The following is an 18,514-nucleotide window of genomic DNA, read 5'->3' on the forward strand; positions in this document are numbered from 1 at the left end:
ACCCGCCGCTGCCGCAGGCCCCCCGCCCTGGCCAATCCGTAGCGCCCGCCGCGGCGCGCACTCCGTCGTGGACAAGCGGGGCCCGGCGGCCGCGTGCCTACGGTGGTCGGGACTCGCGCGCACACCAGAAGGGCGGACCCACCGTGACAACCTCAGCCGCAGCCCCGACCGCGTTCTGGCTCGCGGGGAGCCCGGCCACCGGCGCGGACAGCTTCGACGTGACCAGTTCGTGGGACGGCGCCACCGTCGGCCGGGTGAGCGTGCCGACCGAGGAGCAGGTCGAGTCGGCGGTGGCCGCCGCGGCCGGCGCGCAGCACGCCTTCGCCGCCACCCCCGCGCACGTGCGCGCCGCCGCGCTGGACCACGTGGCGCGGCGGCTGGCCGAGCGCGCCGAGGAGATCGCCCGGCTGATCACCGCGGAGAACGGCAAGCCGGTGAAGTGGTCGCGCGGCGAGGTGGGCCGCGCGGTGTCGGTCTTCCGCTGGGCGGCGGAGGAGGCGCGCCGCTTCAACAGCGGCGAGGCGCAGCGGCTGGACACCGACCCGGGCGGCGTCGGCCGGCTCGCGCTGACCCGGCGCTTCCCGCGCGGCCCGGTGCTCGGCATCGCGCCCTTCAACTTCCCGCTGAACCTCGTCGCCCACAAGGTCGCCCCGGCGATCGCGGCCGGCGCGCCGATCATCCTCAAGCCGGCGCCCGCGACCCCGCTGTCCGCGCTGGTGCTGGGCGAGATCCTCGCCGAGACCAGCGGCCTGCCGGCCGGGTCCTGGAGCGTGCTGCCGGTGCCGAACGACCGGATGCCCGCGCTGGTGCAGGACCCCCGGCTGCCGGTGATCTCCTTCACCGGCTCCGACACCGTCGGCCACCAGATCGCCGACTCGGTGCCGCGCAAGCACGTCACGCTGGAGCTGGGCGGCAACGCGGCGGCCGTGGTGCTCGCCGACTGGTCCTCCGAGCAGGACCTGGAGTGGGCGGCGGCGCGTATCGCGACCTTCGCCAACTACCAGGGCGGGCAGTCCTGCATCTCCGTGCAGCGGGTCATCGCCGACGCCTCGGTGTACGACGCGCTGGTGGAGAAGGTCGTGGAGAAGGTGCGCGGGCAGGTCACCGGCGACCCGGCCGACGACGCGACCGACGTCGGCCCGCTGGTCAGCGAGGCGGCGGCCGAGCGGGTGGGGCAGTGGGTGGAGGACGCGGTCGCCAAGGGCGCGAAGGTGCTCACCGGCGGCGTCCGCGAGGGCGCGAGCTACGCCCCCACGGTCCTCGCCGAGCTGCCGGCCGACGCGATCCTGGCCTCCGCCGAGGCGTTCGGCCCGGTGCTGTCGCTGCACCGGGTGAACGGCGCCGACGAGGCGTTCGCGGCGGTCAACGACTCGCGCTTCGGCCTGCAGGCGGGGGTGTTCACGCACGACCTGCAGCTGGCCTTCCGCGCCCACCGCGAGCTGGAGGTCGGCGGTGTGATCATCGGCGACGCGCCCTCCTACCGCGCCGACCAGATGCCGTACGGCGGCGTGAAGGACTCCGGCAGCGGCCGCGAGGGCGTGCGGTACGCGATGGACGACTACACCTACGAGCGGGTGCTCGTCCTCACGGGCCTGGACCTGTAGACGGCCTGGACCTGTAGACGGCCCGGACCCGTGGGCGGCCCGGACCCGTGGGCGCGGCGGCCGGCCGTCATGCCGCGGCCCCGCCCCGGGCCACGGCATGACGCACGGTCAGCGGCGGCGGGCCCCGGGTCCGCCGCCGCTCTGGCTGGCTCGGCGGAATTCGGGTAGTACGGACAGGTAGCACCGGTCGGTAACCGGCTACCCGGAGGTGACGCAACCGTGTCCGCAACCGCCGCAGCACGCAAGGTGTCCGAACGCGAGGCCCGCCAGGTCGCGGAGGCCGCCAGAGAGCAGGACTGGCGCAAGCCCAGCTTCGCCAAGGAACTGTTCCTCGGCCGTTTCCGGCTCGACCTGATCCATCCCCACCCGCTGCCCTCGCCCGAGGCGGTGGAGAAGGGCGAGGCGTTCCTGGCGCGGCTGCGCGAGTTCTGCGAGACGAAGGTCGACCCCGGCAGGATCGAGCGCGAGGCCCGCATCCCCGACGAGACGATCGTCGGACTCAAGGAGCTGGGCGCCCTCGGCATGAAGATCCCCGAGGAGTACGGGGGCCTGGGCCTCACCCAGGTGTACTACAACAAGGCGCTGGCGCTGGCCGGCTCCGCGAGCCCGGCGATCGGCGCGCTGCTCTCCGCCCATCAGTCGATCGGCGTACCGCAGCCGCTGAAGTTGTTCGGCACCGCGGAGCAGAAGAAGCGGTTCCTGCCGCGCTGCGCCAGCACCGACGTCAGCGCCTTCCTGCTCACCGAGCCGGACGTCGGCTCCGACCCGGCGCGGCTGGCCACCACCGCGGTGCCCGACGGCGACGACTACGTGCTGGACGGCGTGAAGCTGTGGACCACCAACGGCGTCATCGCCGACCTGCTGGTCGTGATGGCCCGGGTGCCGAAGTCCGAGGGCCACAAGGGCGGCATCACCGCCTTCGTGGTCGAGGCGGGCTCCGAGGGCATCACCGTGGAGAACCGCAACGCCTTCATGGGCCTGCGCGGCATCGAGAACGGCGTCACCCGCCTCCACCAGGTCAGGGTGCCCGCGGAGAACCGGATCGGCCCCGAGGGCGCGGGCCTGAAGATCGCCCTGACCACCCTCAACACCGGCCGGCTGTCGCTGCCGGCGGGCTGCGTCGGCTCCGGCAAGTGGTGCCTGAAGGCCGCCCGCGAGTGGTCGGCGGCCCGCGAGCAGTGGGGCAAGCCGGTCGGCGAGCACGAGGCGGTCGGCGCCAAGATCGCCTACATCGCGGCCACCACCTTCGCCCTGGAGGCGATGGTCGACCTGTCCTCCCAGATGGCCGACGAGGACCGCAACGACATCCGCATCGAGGCCGCGCTCGCCAAGCTCTACGGCTCCGAGGCGGCCTGGCTGATGGCCGACGAGCTGGTCCAGATCCGCGGCGGCCGCGGCTTCGAGACCGCCGACTCCCTCGCCGCCCGCGGCGAGCGCGCGGTGCCGGCCGAGCAACTGCTGCGCGACCTGCGGATCAACCGGATCTTCGAGGGCTCCACCGAGATCATGCACCTGCTGATCGCCCGGGAGGCCGTCGACGCCCACCTGTCGGTGGCGGGCGACCTGATCGACCCCGACAGCACCCTGTCCGACAAGGCGAAGGCCGGCGCGAAGGCCGGCGGGTTCTACGCCCGCTGGCTGCCCAAGCTCGTCGCGGGGCCCGGCCAGCTGCCCACCTCCTACGGGGAGTTCGGCCCGCTCGCGGCGCATCTGCGGTATGTCGAGCGCAACGCCCGCAAGCTGGCCCGCAGCACCTTCTACGCCATGTCGCGCTGGCAGGGCCGGATGGAGCTGAAGCAGAACTTCCTGGCCAGGATCGTCGACATCGGCGCGGAGCTGTTCGCGATGAGCGCCGCCTGCGTGCGCGCCCAGCACCTCGCCGCGACCGGCGACCACGGCCGGGAGGCGGCGCAGCTGGCCGACGTCTTCTGCCGGCAGGCCAGGGTCCGCACCGACGAGCTGTTCGCGCGGCTGTGGACCAACACCGACGACGCCGACCGCAGGCTCGCCGCGAAGGTGCTCGCCGGCGAGGACGGCTGGCTGGAGGCGGGCATCGTCGACCTGACCCGTGAGGGCGCCTGGATCGCCGACGCGGCCCCCGGCCCCTCGGAGAAGGAGAACGTGCACCGGCCGGTGCACTGACGCCGGCAGGGCGGTAGCGTGCGGGCCTGAGCCGGGCCCGTGCGTGGAAAGCGGCCCCGGCAGGACAGAATGAGGCCATGACGGACGCTCTCGCAGACCCGCACCACCGCCCGCACGTCACGCCGGAACCCGGCGGCGGCCCGCGCGACATCGTGCTCCTCGGCTCCACCGGCTCGGTCGGCACCCAGGCCGTCGACGTGGTGCTGCGCAACCCCGACCGCTTCCGGGTGGTCGCGGTCTCCGCGGCGGGCGGCCGGGTGGAACTGCTCGCCGAGCAGGCCCACCGGCTCGGTGTGCGGACCGTCGCGGTCGCCGACGAGCACGCGGTGCGGCCGCTGCGCGAGGCGCTCGCCAGGGCGTACGGGACGGCGCCGGTGCCGGAGATCCTCGCCGGCCCCGACGCGGCCACCCTGGCCGCCGCGCTGCCCTGCCACTCGGTGCTCAACGGCATCACCGGCTCCATCGGGTTGCGCCCCACGCTGGCCGCCCTCCGGGCCGGCCGGGTGCTGATCCTGGCCAACAAGGAGTCGCTGATCGTCGGCGGGCCGCTGGTCAAGGCGCTCGCCAGGCCCGGCCAGATCGTGCCGGTCGACTCCGAGCACTCCGCGCTCTTCCAGGCGCTGCTGGGCGGCTCGCGCGCCGAGGTCCGCAAGCTGATCGTCACCGCCTCCGGCGGCCCCTTCCGCGGCCGCACCCTCGCCGAGATGGCGGACGTCACGCCCGAGCAGGCGATGGCGCACCCCACCTGGGATATGGGCCCGGTCATCACGATCAACTCCGCGACCCTGGTCAACAAGGGCCTGGAGGTCATCGAGGCGCACCTGCTCTACGACATCCCGTTCGAGCGGATCGAGGTCGTCGTCCACCCCCAGTCCGCCATTCACTCGATGGTGGAGTTCGTGGACGGCTCCACCCTCGCCCAGGCCAGCCCGCCGGACATGCGCATGCCCATCGCGCTGGGACTGGGCTGGCCGGAGCGGGTGCCGGACGCCGCGCCCGCCTTCGACTGGCGCAAGGCCGGCTCCTGGGAGTTCTTCCCGCTGGACGAGGAGGCCTTCCCGGCGGTCGCGCTGGCCCGCCATGTCGGTAGCCTCGGGGGCACGGCACCGGCGGTGTTCAACGCGGCCAACGAGGAGTGCGTCGACGCGTTCCGCGCGGGCCGGCTCTCCTTCACCGGCATCATGGACACCGTGGCCCGGGTCGTCGCCGAGCACGGCACCCCCGTGGCGGGAACCTCGCTCACGGTCGAAGACGTCCTCGAAGCGGAGGACTGGGCCCGCGCACGGGCCCGGGAACTGGCACAGGCATCGGAGGCAGCACGCGTATGACCGCACTCATGACGGTCCTCGGCATAGTGGTCTTCGTCGTGGGCCTGATGGTCTCCATCGCCTGGCACGAGCTCGGCCACCTGTCGACCGCCAAGCTCTTCAGGATCCGGGTGCCGCAGTACATGGTGGGCTTCGGCCCCACCCTGTTCTCCCGGCACAGGGGCGAGACGGAGTACGGCTTCAAGGCCATCCCGCTCGGCGGCTACATCCGCATGATCGGGATGTTCCCGCCCGGCGAGGACGGCCGGATCACCGCCCGCTCCACCTCGCCGTGGCGCAGCATGATCGAGGACGCCCGCTCGGCGGCCTTCGAGGAGCTGAAGCCCGGCGACGAGGACCGGCTGTTCTACACGCGCAAGCCGTGGAAGCGCGTCATCGTGATGTTCGCCGGCCCCTTCATGAACCTCATCCTGGCCGTCGCGCTCTTCCTCGGCGTCTTCATGGGCTTCGGCGTCACCGCCCGCACCACCGTGATCGGCCAGGTCAGCGACTGCGTGATCTCCCAGTCCGACACCGCCAAGCGGGACGCGAAGAACCCCTGCCTGGCCACCGACCCGGTCGCCCCCGCCAAGACCGCGGGCTTCAGGGCGGGCGACGAGTTCGTGGAGTTCAACGGCAGGCCGGTGAAGAACTGGGCGCAGCTGTCCGACGACATCCGCGAGAACCCCGGCAAGGCCGAGATCGTGGTGCTGCGCGACGGGCACCGGGTCACCCTGACCCCGACCATCACCACCAACACCGTCGCCAGGACCGACGGCGACGGCGACTACGTGAACGGCACCGTCAAGGCCGGCTTCCTCGGCTTCAGCCCCGCCACGCACATAGAGCAGCTCGGCGTCGCCGACTCCTTCGGGCACATGCAGGACATGGCACGGCAGGGCGTCGACTCGCTGGTGTCGCTGCCCAAGCGGATCCCCGACCTGTGGAACTCCGCGTTCAACGGCGCCCCCCGCAAGGCCGACTCCCCGATGGGCGTGGTCGGCGCGGCCCGTGTCGGCGGCGAGGTCTTCGCGCTCAAGGAGCCCGCGATCGACCGGATCGCGACCATGGTGATGCTCGTCGCCGGGTTCAACCTGTCGCTCTTCCTCTTCAACATGCTGCCGCTGCTGCCGCTGGACGGCGGGCACATCGCAGGCGCCCTGTGGGAGTCGATCCGCCGGCACACCGCGCGGGTCTTCCGCCGTCCCGACCCCGGGCCGTTCGACGTGGCCAAGCTGATGCCGATCGCTTATGTCGTGGCCGGAATCTTCGTGTCGTTCACGCTGCTGGTACTGATCGCCGACGTGGTCAACCCCGTCAAACTCAGTTCGTGACCGCCCGAGCCGGATGAAGACGGCGGGCCCGGTGCCGTAACCTCGATGCCGGAGCCCGCCCACGACGGGACCTCGTTCAACCTTGGGGATGCCACGCTGATGACCGCGATTTCGCTCGGTATGCCAGATGTTCCGACCAGGCTCGCCGACCGGCGCAAAAGCCGTCAGATCCAGGTCGGAAGCGTCGCAGTGGGCGGCGACGCGCCGGTCTCCGTCCAGTCCATGACCACCACCAGGACCTCCGACATCGGCGCCACCCTGCAGCAGATCGCCGAGCTGACCGCGTCCGGCTGCCAGATCGTGCGCGTGGCCTGCCCGACGCAGGACGACGCCGACGCGCTGTCCACGATCGCCCGCAAGTCGCAGATCCCGGTCATCGCGGACATCCACTTCCAGCCGAAGTACGTCTTCGCCGCGATCGACGCGGGCTGCGCGGCGGTCCGGGTCAACCCCGGCAACATCAAGCAGTTCGACGACAAGGTCAAGGAGATCGCCAAGGCGGCCGGCGCGGCCGGCGTGCCGATCCGCATCGGGGTCAACGCCGGCTCGCTGGACCGACGGCTGCTGGAGAAGTACGGCAAGGCCACCCCCGAGGCGCTCGTGGAGTCCGCGCTGTGGGAGGCGTCGCTCTTCGAGGAGCACGACTTCCGCGACATCAAGATCTCCGTCAAGCACAACGACCCGGTCGTGATGGTCAACGCCTACCGGCTGCTCGCCCAGAAGTGCGACTACCCGCTGCACCTCGGCGTCACCGAGGCCGGACCGGCCTTCCAGGGCACCATCAAGTCCGCGGTCGCCTTCGGCGCGCTGCTCGCCGAGGGCATCGGCGACACCATCCGGGTCTCGCTCTCCGCGCCGCCGGCCGAGGAGGTCAAGGTCGGCATCCAGATCCTGGAGTCGCTGAACCTGCGCCAGCGCCGGCTGGAGATCGTCTCCTGCCCCTCCTGCGGCCGCGCCCAGGTCGACGTGTACAAGCTCGCCGACCAGGTCTCCGCGGGGCTCGACGGCATGGAGGTGCCGCTGCGCGTCGCGGTGATGGGCTGCGTCGTCAACGGTCCCGGCGAGGCCCGCGAGGCCGACCTCGGCGTCGCCTCCGGCAACGGCAAGGGGCAGATCTTCGTCAAGGGCGAGATCATCAAGACGGTGCCCGAGTCCAAGATCGTGGAGACGCTGATCGAGGAGGCCATGAAGCTCGCGGAGCAGATGGAGGCGGCCGGCGCCGCCTCGGGCGAGCCGCAGGTGAGCGTCTCCTGACCCCGCTGCCCGACCCCGCCGCCCGGTCGCCCCGAGCCGTGTTCCGGCCGCCCTTTCCCGGTCGCGGGGCAGGGCTCTGCGCTGCGGGGTAAGGTGCGGGAACCTTCTTTCGCCGTCGCTCACGGCCCATACGGTGAGGTGCCCCCGTGTTGACCCACTCGACAGCCCGCGTCCTGGAGCCGGGCGATCTCGACGCCGCTTTGGCGGTGCTCGACCGCGACCCGGTGGCCAACGCGTTCGTCACCTCGCGGGTCAACGTGGCCGGGCTCGACCCGTGGCGGCTCGGCGGCGAGATGTGGGGCTGGTACTCCGCGGGCCGGCTCACCTCGCTGTGCTACGCCGGCGCCAACCTGGTGCCGCTGTGCGCGACGCCCGAGGCGGTCCGCGCGTTCGCGGAGCGGGCCCGCAGGGCCGGCCGCCGCTGCTCGTCCATCGTCGGCCCTGCGCAGTCCACCGCCGACCTGTGGGCGCAGCTCGAACCGCACTGGGGGCCGGCCCGCGAGGTCCGCGCCCACCAGCCGCTGATGACCACCCGCGCGCTGCCCGCCGACGTCGTCCCCGACCCGGGGGTGCGCCGGGTGCGGCGCGAGGAGATGGACGTCCTGATGCCGGCCTGCGTGGCGATGTTCACCGAGGAGGTCGGCGTCTCCCCGCTGGCCGGCGACGGCGGGCTGCTCTACCAGGCGAGGGTCGCCGAACTCGTCACCAACGGCCGCGCGTTCGCCCGGATCGAGGACGGCGAGGTGGTCTTCAAGGCCGAGATCGGCGCCGTCACCCGGCACACCTGCCAGATCCAGGGCGTGTGGGTCGCCCCCTCGCACCGCGGCCGCGGCCTGGCGAAGACCGGCATGGCCGCCGTGCTCCACTACGCGCTGCGCGACGTCGCCCCCGTCGTCAGCCTCTACGTCAACGACTACAACGCCCCCGCGCGCGCCGCCTACCACCGGGTCGGCTTCACCGAGGTCGGCGCCTTCATGAGCGTGCTGTTCTGAGCACCGGCGGCCGGCCCCGCCGCCGCGACCCGCGCGGCGCCCCCGCGCGCGACCGCTGAGACGTGCCGGCCAGACGCACGGGCGGGAGGCCGGAACGGGATGCCGCAGCGGCCGGTGCGCCGCCACGGGTAGGGTCCCCGCATGGAGCATGTGGTGGTCGCCCCGGCCGACCTCGCCGCCCGGGTCGACGAGGCCCTCGCCGTCCAGGCCGTCGCCTTCGGGCTCGGGCCCGAGGAGGTGGCGATCCGGCGTCAGATCGTCCTGAGGCACCTGTCCTACCCGGGCGCGCGGGCGCTCGGCGCGCACGGCGACGACGGCCGGCTCGTCGGCTTCGTCTACGGGCTGCCCAACGACCGCTCGCACTGGTGGTCCAGTGTGGTGCAGCCCTATCTGCGCCGGCAGGGCACCGACGGGTGGCTCGACGACTCCTTCGTGATCACCGAGCTGCACGTGCTGCCCGCCTACCAGGGCCGCGGCATCGGCCGCCGGCTGATCACCGAGATCACCGACGGCGCGGACGAGCCGCGCAGCATCCTCTCCGCGATCGACGGGGACAGCCCGGCCCGCCGCCTCTACCACACCCTGGGCTACCAGGACCTGGCCCGGCCGGTGCACTTCCCCAGCGCCACCCGCCCGTACGCGGTGATGGGCGCGCCGCTCCCGCTGCCGCGGCCCCCGCACCCGGCCGGCCCGGCGGACGCCGGCGCCGGCGGATAAACGGTTTCCGGACCGCGGCGCGCGCTGGCTATCCTCGCCGCACCCCGCGATCCCAGGAGAACGCCATGGCCCAGCCCCCGGTCCTGCGCATGTCCCGTCTGCTGCTCAGGACGCTGCGCGACGACCCGGCCGACGCCGAGACCGCCAGCCACCGGCTGCTGGTCAGAGCGGGATACGTGCGCCGCTCCTCGGCGGGCGTGTGGAGCTGGCTGCCGCTCGGCAAGCGGGTGCTGGACAACGTCACCCGCGTGGTCCGCGAGGAGATGGACGCCATCGGCGGCCAGGAGGTGCTGCTGCCCGCGCTGCTGCCCCGCGCGACCTACGACGCGACGGGCCGCGCCGCCGAGTACGGCGACCTGCTCTTCCGGCTCCAGGACCGCAAGGGCGCCGACTACGTCCTCGGGCCCACCCACGAGGAGGTCTTCACCCAGCTGGTCAAGGACCAGGTCGCCTCCTACCGGGACCTGCCCGTGATCCTCTACCAGATCCAGACGAAGTACCGCGACGAGGCCAGGCCCCGCTCCGGGGTGCTGCGCGGGCGCGAGTTCCAGATGAAGGACGCCTACTCCTTCGACACCTCGGCGGCCGGGCTCGCACAGGCGTACCGGCTGCACCGCGAGGCGTACGCCCGGATCTTCCGGCGGCTCGGGCTGGACTTCCGGATCGTCTCCGCGGTGTCGGGCGCGATGGGAGGGTCGGCCTCCGAGGAGTTCCTGGCGCCCGCCGCGGCCGGCGAGGACACCTTCGCCCACTGCTCCGGCTGCGGCTACGCCGCCAACACCGAAGCCGTCGCCTTCACCGCGGACGTGCCCGCGGCCGTCCACCCCGGTCCGCCGCGGGAACTGGACACCCCCGACACCCCCACCATCGAGTCGCTCGCCGCCCACCTCGGCGTGCCCGCCTCCGCCACCCTGAAGAACCTGCTGGTCACCGTGGACGGCGAGATCACCGCGGTGGGCGTCCCCGGCGACCGCGAGGTGGATCTCGGCAAGCTCGCCGCGCACCTGGCGCCCGCCGACGTCCGGCTCGCCACCGCCGAGGAGCTCGCCGCCCGGCCCGACCTGGTACCCGGCTACGTCGGCCCCCAGGGCCTGGACCTCCCCTGTCTCGCCGACCCCCGGGTGGCTCCCGGCACCGCGTGGATCACCGGCGCCAACCGCCAGGGCCGGCACGCGGCCGACGTCGTCTGCGGCCGCGACTTCACCGTCGACCGCCACCTCGACGTGGTCGCCGTCCGCACCGGCGACCCCTGCCCCGAGTGCGGCGCCGGGCTCACCCTGGACCGGGCCGTCGAGATCGGGCACATCTTCCAGCTCGGCGCCAAGTACACCGACGTCTTCGAGGTCGACGTCCTGGGCCAGGACGGCAGGCCGGTGCGGCTCACCATGGGCTGCTACGGGATCGGCGTGTCCCGGGCGGTGGCCGCGCTCGCCGAGCAGACCGCCGACGACCGCGGGCTGTGCTGGCCCGCCGAGGTCGCGCCCGCCGACGTGCACGTCGTCGCCGCCGGCAAGGCGGCCCAGCTCACGCTCGCCGAGGAGGCCGCGGAGGCGCTCGCGGCGGCCGGCCTGCGGGTGCTGCTCGACGACCGCGCGCTGTCGCCGGGAGTCAAGTTCGCCGACGCCGACCTGCTGGGCGTGCCCGTGCACCTCGTCGCGGGCCGCCGCACGTCGGAGGGCGTCGTGGAGCTCAAGCACCGCGCCACCGGGGAACGCGAGGAACTGCCGCTGGCCGAGGCCGTCGCCCGCCTCGCCGGGTAGCGCGGCGCGGGCCTACAGCCAGCTGGCGAACTCCAGCAGCAGCTCGCCGTCCTCGCGGCCGCCGACCGACAGGTACCACACGCCCGCCTCCACGGCGCGGAACAGCGCCCAGCCGCGCAGCCGCTCCGGGTCCACCTCCAGCGAGGAGGCGAGCTTCGCCACCCGCCGGCGGGCCGCGGCGCGCGAGCCCGGCTGGGCGGCGAGCGTCGGCAGCCGGTCGCGGGCCAGCCACGCGAGGTCGTACGCCGGCTCGCCCACCAGCGGCTTGGGGTCGATGGCCAGCCAGGGCATCCGCTCGCCCGAAAGCACGTTGCCGTGGTGGAAGTCGCCGTGCAGCAGCACAGGTTCCGGCGCGGAGGCGGTCAGCTCCTCGCGCAGCGCGAGCGCCTCGTCGACGAGGTCGCGGGCGTCCGCCGCGAACTCCTGCTCGCGCCGCTGGCGCAGCACCGCGCCGAGCGCCGCGGTGCGGTCGGCGACCGAGGCGAAGGGGTGCCCTTCCGCGGGCGGCACCCACAGCCGCTGGACGATGCCCGCCGCCTCCAGCATCGCCTTCGGCTCCGCCAGCGACCGCAGGCTCACGTCGGCCCGCAGCCGCTCCTCCAGCAGCACGCCCTGCGCGGGGTCCGCCCGCAGCAGCCGCACCGCGCCGCGGCCGCCCCAGTGCGCGAGCGCCGCGTGCTCCTGCGCGGTCTCCTGGTTCACCATGCCGACCTTGAGCACGGCCGGCGTTCCGTCCACCGCCCTGACCAGCACGATCATGCTGATCTGGCCGCCGGCCGCGAAGACCCGCTCGGGCGTCAGCTGCCAGCGCTCCAGATATCCGGCCACCCGCCCTGGCAGCTCCGTGAGCCACACCCGGCCGGCCTCGCCCTCCCAGGCCGCGACGGTCCGCGCCAGCCGCTCGGGCGGTTCCAGATCCACAGCGCTGCCATCCCTCCGCGACGTCCCCCGGCCGGCGGCCCGGTGCCGCTCAGCGGCGTTCCGCCAATCCCGGGAAGGCTACGCTGCCGCCGCGCCACCGCACCGCGCGCACCGCCGCGGCCCGCAGCCCCGCCGCCGCGTCACGCCGTACGCCCCCGGTGGCCGCCCCGACCAGGTCGCCGTACGCGCCGGCCACCCGGTCCTCCAGGACCGCGGCCAGCCGCACCGCGGCAGCCGGCCCCGACACCGCGAACGGCAGCTCGTACGCGGCCGCCGCGGCCACCGGCGTGCCGCCGAGGTCGGTCACCGTGCGGATCAGCGCGTCGCGCGCCACCCGGTGCGCGTCGTACGCCTGCCGGGCCTGCGCCTCACGGGACGCGGCGACCCGGCCGCCGACCGCGCCGTAGCCGTACACCGCGGCGTGCTCCGCGGCGAGCGCCGCCTGCGCGGCGGCCAGGACGGTGCTGCTCATGAGTCCTCCGTACGGTCGGTGGGCGCCGTCAGCAGCACCACGTGGCCCGCGCCCGCGGCCGACACCGAGGCCAGCAGCCGGGCCAGGTCGCCCGGCGCGGCGGCCAGCGCCGCGGCCCTGCGGTCGGCGAGCGCCCGCTCGGCCGCGGCGAGCCACGACAGCGCGGCGCGGGGGGCGGCGGGCACGCCGGGCACCGGCGGCGCGGACGGCCTCGCCGGGGCGGACGCCGACCGGGCCGGCGCCGGCCCGGGGGGCGCCGACCGGGGCGACGCGGAGCCAGGCGGCACGGCGGGGGCACCGGGCGGCCGGACGCCGAACGCCTGCGCGTGCCGGGCCACCTCCGCCCGCAGCGGCGCCAGCCGCACGGCGAGTCCGGGGTGGGCGGAGGCCACCGCGTCGTACCGCCGCAGCAGGGTCAGGCTGTCGGCCGCCGCCCGTGCCCTCGCGGCCGCGCCGGGGGCCGGCGGGCGCCGCGGCGCGGGGGCCTTCCCACCGCCGGAACAACCGGTCAGCGCCCCGGCCGCCGCCACGCCCACCACTCCGCGCCGGCTCAGCCGGGCCACCTCGGGGATCATGCGGGCAGTCTAAGGGCGGCGAAAAAGGGGTCCCGAACTCAGGTAGCCTTGTCCACGCGAAACACGCGACCTTCCATGACAACAGCAGACGCGGCCGAGGAGTCACCCGGATGAGCACCACCCAGAGCGAGAGGCTGCGCGCGCTGCTCGAGCCGCTCGCCGTCGCGGCGGGCCTGGACCTGGAAGAGATCACGGTGACAGCCGCCGGCAAGCGCCGTCAGCTGCTCGTCGTGGTCGACGCCGACGAGGGCGTGCAGCTGGACGCGGTCGCGCAGCTCAGCCGGGAGATGTCCGAGGCGCTGGACGCCTCCGACGCCATGGGCGAGAGCGAGTACCTGCTGGAGGTCAGCTCACCCGGCACCGACCGGCCGCTGACCGAGCCCCGGCACTTCCGGCGCAACGCGGGACGCCTGGTCAAGCTGCAGCTCAAGGAGCGCGGCGAGCTGATCGCACGGATCATGACGGTGGACGACACCGGCCTCGACCTGGAGGTCCCGGGCGTCAAGGGACGCAAGCCCAAGCCGGCCCGCGCGGACTTCGCGGAGATCGCCCGGGCGCGCGTCGAGATCGAGTTCAACCGCACGGCGGACGGCGGGACCGACGGCGACACCGCCGAGCAGACCGGCGCCGACGAGAGCACCGAGGAGGCGTAGCCGTGGACATCGACATGAAGGCCCTGCGGGGTCTGGTCACCGAGCGGCAGATCTCGTTCGACCTGCTGGTCGAGGCGATCGAGTCGGCCCTCCTCATCGCCTACCACCGCGAGCCGGGCAGCCACCGCCGGGCCCGCGTGGAGCTGGACAAGCAGAGCGGGCACGTCACCGTGTGGGCCACCGAGGAGCCGGAGGAGGCGGGGGAGGGCGCCGAGCCGCGCGAGTTCGACGACACCCCGACCGGCTTCGGCCGGATCGCCGCGTCCACCGCCAAACAGGTGATCCTGCAGCGGCTGCGCGACGCCGAGGACGACGTCACCTTCGGCGAGTACGCCGGCCGTGAGGGCGACATCGTCACCGGCATCGTCCAGCAGGGCAAGGACCCCAAGAACGTGCTGGTCGACATCGGCAAGCTGGAGGCCATCCTGCCGGTGCAGGAGCAGGTCCCCGGCGAGGACTACGGCCACGGCGCCCGCCTGCGCTCGTACGTCGTCCGGGTCGCCAAGGGCGTGCGCGGCCCGTCCGTGACGCTCTCGCGCACCCACCCCAACCTGGTGAAGAAGCTCTTCGCGCTGGAGGTCCCGGAGATCGCCGACGGCTCGGTGGTCATCGAGGCGATCGCCCGCGAGGCGGGGCACCGCACCAAGATCGCGGTGAGGTCGGCGCGCTCCGGGCTCAACGCCAAGGGCGCCTGCATCGGCCCGATGGGCTCGCGGGTGCGCGCGGTGATGGCCGAGCTGAACGGCGAGAAGATCGACATCGTGGACTGGTCGGACGACCCCGCCTCGATGGTCGCCAACGCGCTCTCCCCGGCCCGGGTCTCCCACGTCGAGGTGGTCGACATGGCCGCCAGGTCCGCACGGGTGACCGTGCCGGACTACCAGCTGTCGCTGGCCATCGGCAAGGAGGGCCAGAACGCCCGGCTCGCCGCCCGGCTGACCGGATGGCGGATCGACATCCGCCCGGACACCGAGCAGGCGGAGCCGGCGCAGGACTGAGCCGCACGACTGGGCCGGGTGGACCCCCGGCTGGACCCTCGTCAGGGGGGTGGCCGGAAGGCTGCCGCAGGGCTGAATCCGGCCATCCGGCGGCCGTATGGCACACGAACAACCGTCCGTCGGCTTACTCGAAGGAGTGAGGTCGGCGCGGGGAGGTAGACTTAACGGTGTCTGGTCGGACGTCGGACCCAGCATGCCCGGAGCGAACCTGCATCGGCTGCCGGCAGCGTGCGGCCAAGAGCGACCTGCTGCGTGTGGCGGCGGTCGGGGACGCGTGCGTTCCCGATCATCGCGGTACGCTGCCCGGTCGGGGTGCTTATCTGCATCCCGCCCTTGCCTGCTTTGACCTGGCGGTCCGCCGCCGGGCGTTCGGCCGGGCCTTCAAAGGCCCGGTGGCGCCCGATACCGCGGAGTTGCGCCGGTTCGTCGAGCAGGCAGCCCCGTAAGAAGAAAGCAGTACGGCACGGGCCAAACCGTGCGGTCAGGTACCTCGCGAGATGGAAGTAGGTCGAGATTGCGATGAGCACTCGATGAGTACGCGATGAGTACGCCCATGAAGTAGCGACGGTCCGGCGGACGACCACCCCGGACCTAGAAGGAGCGAAGTGGCTAAGGTCCGGGTATACGAACTCGCCAAGGAGATGGGAGTCGAGAGCAAGGTCGTCATGGCCAAGCTCCAAGAACTCGGCGAATTCGTCCGTTCGGCGTCCTCGACCATCGAGGCACCGGTTGTCCGAAAACTGACTGACGCTTTCCAGGGACCCGGCGGCGGCGCCGGCAAGTCCGCTGCGAAGCCCTCGGCGCCCCGCAAGGCGGCGCCCTCGAAGCCGGCCCCCACCCCGGGTGCGTCGGCTCGTCCTGCTGCCCCGGCGCCCAAGCCGGCCGGCGGCCCCGTCACCCCCGCGGCCCCGTCCGCCCCGAGCACCGGCTCCGCGCCGGCGCCCGGTCCGCGTCCGGGCCCCAAGCCGGCCCCGGCTCCGGCCCCCGCCCCGGCGAAGGCCGCCCCGGCGGCCCCGGTGCCCGCGGCGGAGTTCCAGGCACCCCCGGCGGCGCCCGCCGCGCCGACGACGCCGGCGGCCCCGCGCTCCGGCGCGACCCCCGGTCCCCGTCCGGCCCGTCCGGCCGCCGGCGGCCAGGGCGACTCCCGGGAGTCCCGCGACTCCCGCGACTCGCGGCCGCAGCGTGACGGAGGCGCCCGTCCGGGCGGCCGTCCCGCCCCCGGCCAGGGCGGTGCCCGCCCCGGCGGCGCGCGCCCCGCGGGCCCGCGTCCCGGCAACAACCCGTTCACCTCCGGCTCCACCGGCATGCCGCGCCCCGGCGGCGCGCCGCGTCCCGGCGGCGGCCAGGGCGGCGCCCCGCGTCCCGCGGGTCCCGGTGGCGCTCCGCGTCCCGGCGGCGCCCCGCGTCCCGGTGCGCCCGGCGGCCAGGCAGGCCCCGGCGGCGGTCGTCCGGCGCCCGGCGGCATGCCCCGTCCGCAGTCCTCGGGCCCCCGCCCGAACCCGGGCATGATGCCCCAGCGTCCGGCGCCGTCCCCCGGCGGCCGTCCCGGCGGCCCCGGTGGCCGTCCCGGCGGTCCCGGCGGCGGTCGTCCGGGCGGTCCCGGCGGTCGTCCCGGTGGCGGCGGCGGCTTCGCCGGCCGTCCCGCGGGTCCCGGCGGCGGCGGTCGTCCCGGTGGTGGCGGCGGCGGCTTCGGCGGCCCCCGTCCCGGCGGTGGCGCTCCCGGCGGTGGCGGCGGCTTCGGCCCCCGTCCCGGCGGCTTCGGCGGACGTCCCGGCGGCCCCGGCGGCCGTGGCGGCACGCAGGGCGCGTTCGGTCGCGGCCCCGGCGGCCGTCCGGCGCGCGGCCGCAAGAGCAAGCGCCAGAGGCGCCAGGAGTACGAGGCCATGCAGGCCCCGTCCGTGGGCGGCGTGCTGCTGCCCCGCGGCAACGGCCAGACCGTGCGCCTGTCGCGCGGCGCCTCGCTCACCGACTTCGCCGAGAAGATCAACGCCAACCCGGCGTCGCTCGTCCAGGTGATGCTCAACCTCGGTGAGATGGTCACGGCGACCCAGTCCGTCTCCGACGCCACCCTCGAGGTGCTCGCCGGCGAGATGAACTACGTGCTGGAGATCGTCAGCCCGGAGGAGGAGGACCGCGAGCTGCTCGAGTCGTTCTCCATCGAGTTCGGTGAGGACGAGGGCGGCGAGGAGATGCTCGTCTCCCGCCCGCCGGTCGTGACCGTCATGGGCCACGTCGACCACGGCAAGACCCGCCTCCTCGACGCGATCCGCAAGACCAACGTGGTCGCGGGCGAGGCCGGCGGCATCACCCAGCACATCGGCGCCTACCAGGTCGCCACCGAGGTCAACGGCGAAGAGCGGGCCATCACCTTCATCGACACCCCGGGCCACGAGGCGTTCACCGCCATGCGTGCCCGCGGTGCGAAGTCCACCGACATCGCGATCCTCGTGGTGGCGGCGAACGACGGTGTGATGCCGCAGACGATCGAGGCGCTGAACCACGCCAAGGCGGCCGACGTGCCGATCGTGGTCGCGGTCAACAAGATCGACGTCGAGGGCGCCGACCCGACCAAGGTGCGCGGCCAGCTCACCGAGTTCGGTCTGGTGGCCGAGGAGTACGGCGGCGACACGATGTTCGTCGACATCTCCGCCAAGCAGGGTCTGCACATCGACTCGCTGCTCGAAGCGGTCATCCTGACCGCCGACGCCTCGCTCGACCTGCGGGCCAACCCGGAGCAGGACGCGCAGGGCATCGCGATCGAGGCGCACCTGGACAAGGGCCGCGGCGCCGTCGCGACCGTCCTGGTGCAGCGCGGCACCCTGCGGGTCGGCGACACCATGGTGGTCGGCGACGCGTACGGCCGCGTGCGGGCGATGCTCGACGACAAGGGCGACAACGTGGAGGAGGCGACCCCGTCGACTCCGGTGCTCGTCCTCGGTCTGACCAACGTGCCCGGCGCCGGCGACAACTTCCTGGTCGTCGACGAGGACCGCACCGCCCGGCAGATCGCCGAGAAGCGTGCCGCCCGCGAGCGCAACGTCCGCTTCGCCCGCAAGGGCGTGCGGTTCTCCCTGGAGAACCTGGACGAGGCACTCAAGGCCGGCCTGGTGCAGGAGCTCAACCTCATCATCAAGGGCGACGCGTCCGGATCGGTGGAGGCTCTCGAGTCCTCGCTGCTCCAGCTCGACGTCGGCGACGAGGTCGACATCCGCGTCCTGCACCGCGGTGTGGGTGCGGTCACCGAGTCGGACATCGACCTGGCGACCGGCTCCGACGCCATCGTCATCGGCTTCAACGTCCGAGCGGCCGGCCGGGCCGCCCAGATGGCCGAGCGCGAAGGCGTGGACGTCCGCTACTACTCGGTGATCTACCAGGCCATCGAGGAGATCGAGGCGGCCCTGAAGGGCATGCTGAAGCCGGAGTACGAGGAGGTGGAGCTCGGCACCGCCGAGATCCGCGAGGTCTTCCGTTCCTCCAAGCTCGGCAACATCGCCGGTGTGCTGGTCCGCTCCGGCGAGGTCAGGCGCAACACCAAGGCGCGCCTGCTGCGCGACGGCAAGGTCATCGCGGAGAGCCTCAACATCGAGGGCCTGCGCCGCTTCAAGGACGACGTCACCGAGATTCGTGAGGGTTACGAGGGCGGTATCAACCTCGGCAACTACAACGACATCAAGATCGACGACGTCATCGCGACGTACGAGATGCGCGAGAAGCCGCGCGGCTGATCGCGTGCGGACCGGCCGGGGCCGGTCGGCGGAAGTAATTCCGTCGATCGGCCCCGGCCG

The 18,514-nt window shown here is 73.8% G+C and carries 15 protein-coding genes; 12 read left to right on the plus strand and 3 right to left on the minus strand.

All coding sequences use genetic code 11. From position 1 onward, the window contains the following. Positions 1 to 143: 143 nt before the first annotated feature. The 8 genes from V2S66_RS02875 (at position 144) to V2S66_RS02910 (ending at position 11,110) form a co-directional block, all read left to right on the plus strand. A complete protein-coding gene (locus V2S66_RS02875; RefSeq protein ID WP_330792765.1) occupies positions 144 to 1,604 on the plus strand; it encodes an aldehyde dehydrogenase family protein in 1,461 nt (486 codons plus the stop codon). Positions 1,605 to 1,823: 219 nt separating this feature from the next. After that, on the plus strand, positions 1,824 to 3,746 hold the full coding sequence (locus V2S66_RS02880) for an acyl-CoA dehydrogenase family protein (protein WP_330792766.1): 1,923 nt from the start codon (positions 1,824 to 1,826) through the stop codon (positions 3,744 to 3,746). A 77-nt stretch (positions 3,747 to 3,823) separates the two neighbouring features. After that, positions 3,824 to 5,074, plus strand: coding sequence for a 1-deoxy-D-xylulose-5-phosphate reductoisomerase (dxr, locus tag V2S66_RS02885; RefSeq protein ID WP_330792767.1), 1,251 nt, complete (start codon positions 3,824 to 3,826; stop codon positions 5,072 to 5,074). Further along, on the plus strand, positions 5,071 to 6,387 hold the full coding sequence (locus V2S66_RS02890; protein WP_330792768.1) for a M50 family metallopeptidase: 1,317 nt from the start codon (positions 5,071 to 5,073) through the stop codon (positions 6,385 to 6,387). The genes dxr and V2S66_RS02890 overlap by 4 nt, the downstream gene beginning before the upstream one ends. Before the next feature lie 99 nt (positions 6,388 to 6,486). Then, on the plus strand, positions 6,487 to 7,641 hold the full coding sequence (ispG, locus tag V2S66_RS02895) for a flavodoxin-dependent (E)-4-hydroxy-3-methylbut-2-enyl-diphosphate synthase (RefSeq protein WP_330792769.1): 1,155 nt from the start codon (positions 6,487 to 6,489) through the stop codon (positions 7,639 to 7,641). 146 nt (positions 7,642 to 7,787) lie between these two features. Beyond that, on the plus strand, positions 7,788 to 8,633 hold the full coding sequence (locus V2S66_RS02900; protein ID WP_330792770.1) for a GNAT family N-acetyltransferase: 846 nt from the start codon (positions 7,788 to 7,790) through the stop codon (positions 8,631 to 8,633). A gap of 141 nt (positions 8,634 to 8,774) precedes the next feature. Continuing rightward, entirely contained in the window at positions 8,775 to 9,350 is a 576-nt protein-coding gene (locus tag V2S66_RS02905; protein WP_330792771.1) for a GNAT family N-acetyltransferase, read from the plus strand. Between the two features lie 65 nt (positions 9,351 to 9,415). After that, complete coding sequence (locus V2S66_RS02910) at positions 9,416 to 11,110, plus strand: proline--tRNA ligase (RefSeq protein WP_330792772.1); 1,695 nt, start codon at positions 9,416 to 9,418, stop codon at positions 11,108 to 11,110. 12 nt (positions 11,111 to 11,122) lie between these two features. Here V2S66_RS02910 and V2S66_RS02915 read toward each other — a convergent pair whose 3' ends face one another. From V2S66_RS02915 to V2S66_RS02925, 3 genes are read right to left on the minus strand one after another with little or no spacing between them, the layout of a single operon-like run. Next, positions 11,123 to 12,031, minus strand: a complete 909-nt coding sequence (locus tag V2S66_RS02915; RefSeq protein ID WP_330792774.1) for an aminoglycoside phosphotransferase family protein — start codon at positions 12,029 to 12,031, stop codon at positions 11,123 to 11,125. 49 nt (positions 12,032 to 12,080) lie between these two features. After that, positions 12,081 to 12,503, minus strand: coding sequence for a ferritin-like domain-containing protein (locus V2S66_RS02920; RefSeq protein ID WP_330792775.1), 423 nt, complete (start codon positions 12,501 to 12,503; stop codon positions 12,081 to 12,083). Further along, entirely contained in the window at positions 12,500 to 13,078 is a 579-nt protein-coding gene (locus V2S66_RS02925; protein ID WP_330792776.1) for a hypothetical protein, read from the minus strand. Before V2S66_RS02925 ends, V2S66_RS02920 begins: the two co-directional genes overlap by 4 nt. A 110-nt stretch (positions 13,079 to 13,188) precedes the next feature. Between V2S66_RS02925 and rimP the strand changes: the two genes are divergently transcribed. The 4 genes from rimP to infB all read left to right on the plus strand — a co-directional run bounded on the left by rimP (position 13,189) and on the right by infB (position 18,454). Further along, complete coding sequence (gene rimP / locus V2S66_RS02930) at positions 13,189 to 13,731, plus strand: ribosome maturation factor RimP (protein ID WP_330792777.1); 543 nt, start codon at positions 13,189 to 13,191, stop codon at positions 13,729 to 13,731. A gap of 2 nt (positions 13,732 to 13,733) precedes the next feature. Continuing rightward, complete coding sequence (gene nusA, locus V2S66_RS02935; protein WP_330792778.1) at positions 13,734 to 14,729, plus strand: transcription termination factor NusA; 996 nt, start codon at positions 13,734 to 13,736, stop codon at positions 14,727 to 14,729. A gap of 167 nt (positions 14,730 to 14,896) precedes the next feature. Then, positions 14,897 to 15,175, plus strand: coding sequence for a YlxR family protein (locus tag V2S66_RS02940; protein ID WP_330792779.1), 279 nt, complete (start codon positions 14,897 to 14,899; stop codon positions 15,173 to 15,175). A gap of 159 nt (positions 15,176 to 15,334) precedes the next feature. Next, the gene (gene infB / locus V2S66_RS02945) at positions 15,335 to 18,454 is read left to right on the plus strand and encodes a translation initiation factor IF-2 (protein WP_330792780.1); all 3,120 of its coding nucleotides are present in this window, start codon (positions 15,335 to 15,337) and stop codon (positions 18,452 to 18,454) included. The last annotated feature ends 60 nt before the right edge of the window (positions 18,455 to 18,514 follow it).

It is taken from the genome of Actinacidiphila polyblastidii (assembly GCF_036353415.1).
Lineage (GTDB): Bacteria > Actinomycetota > Actinomycetes > Streptomycetales > Streptomycetaceae > Actinacidiphila > Actinacidiphila polyblastidii.

Bases quoted from the DNA above. Each gene is read 5' to 3' on its own strand.
- dxr (WP_330792767.1), top strand. From the start codon at position 3,824: ATGACGGACGCTCTCGCAGACCCGCACCACCGCCCGCACGTCACGCCG.
- V2S66_RS02890 (WP_330792768.1), top strand. From the start codon at position 5,071: ATGACCGCACTCATGACGGTCCTCGGCATAGTGGTCTTCGTCGTGGGC.
- ispG (WP_330792769.1), top strand. From the start codon at position 6,487: ATGACCGCGATTTCGCTCGGTATGCCAGATGTTCCGACCAGGCTCGCC.
- V2S66_RS02905 (WP_330792771.1), top strand. From the start codon at position 8,775: ATGGAGCATGTGGTGGTCGCCCCGGCCGACCTCGCCGCCCGGGTCGAC.
- V2S66_RS02910 (WP_330792772.1), top strand. From the start codon at position 9,416: ATGGCCCAGCCCCCGGTCCTGCGCATGTCCCGTCTGCTGCTCAGGACG.
- V2S66_RS02920 (WP_330792775.1), bottom strand. From the start codon at position 12,503: ATGAGCAGCACCGTCCTGGCCGCCGCGCAGGCGGCGCTCGCCGCGGAG.
- V2S66_RS02925 (WP_330792776.1), bottom strand. From the start codon at position 13,078: ATGATCCCCGAGGTGGCCCGGCTGAGCCGGCGCGGAGTGGTGGGCGTG.
- rimP (WP_330792777.1), top strand. From the start codon at position 13,189: ATGAGCACCACCCAGAGCGAGAGGCTGCGCGCGCTGCTCGAGCCGCTC.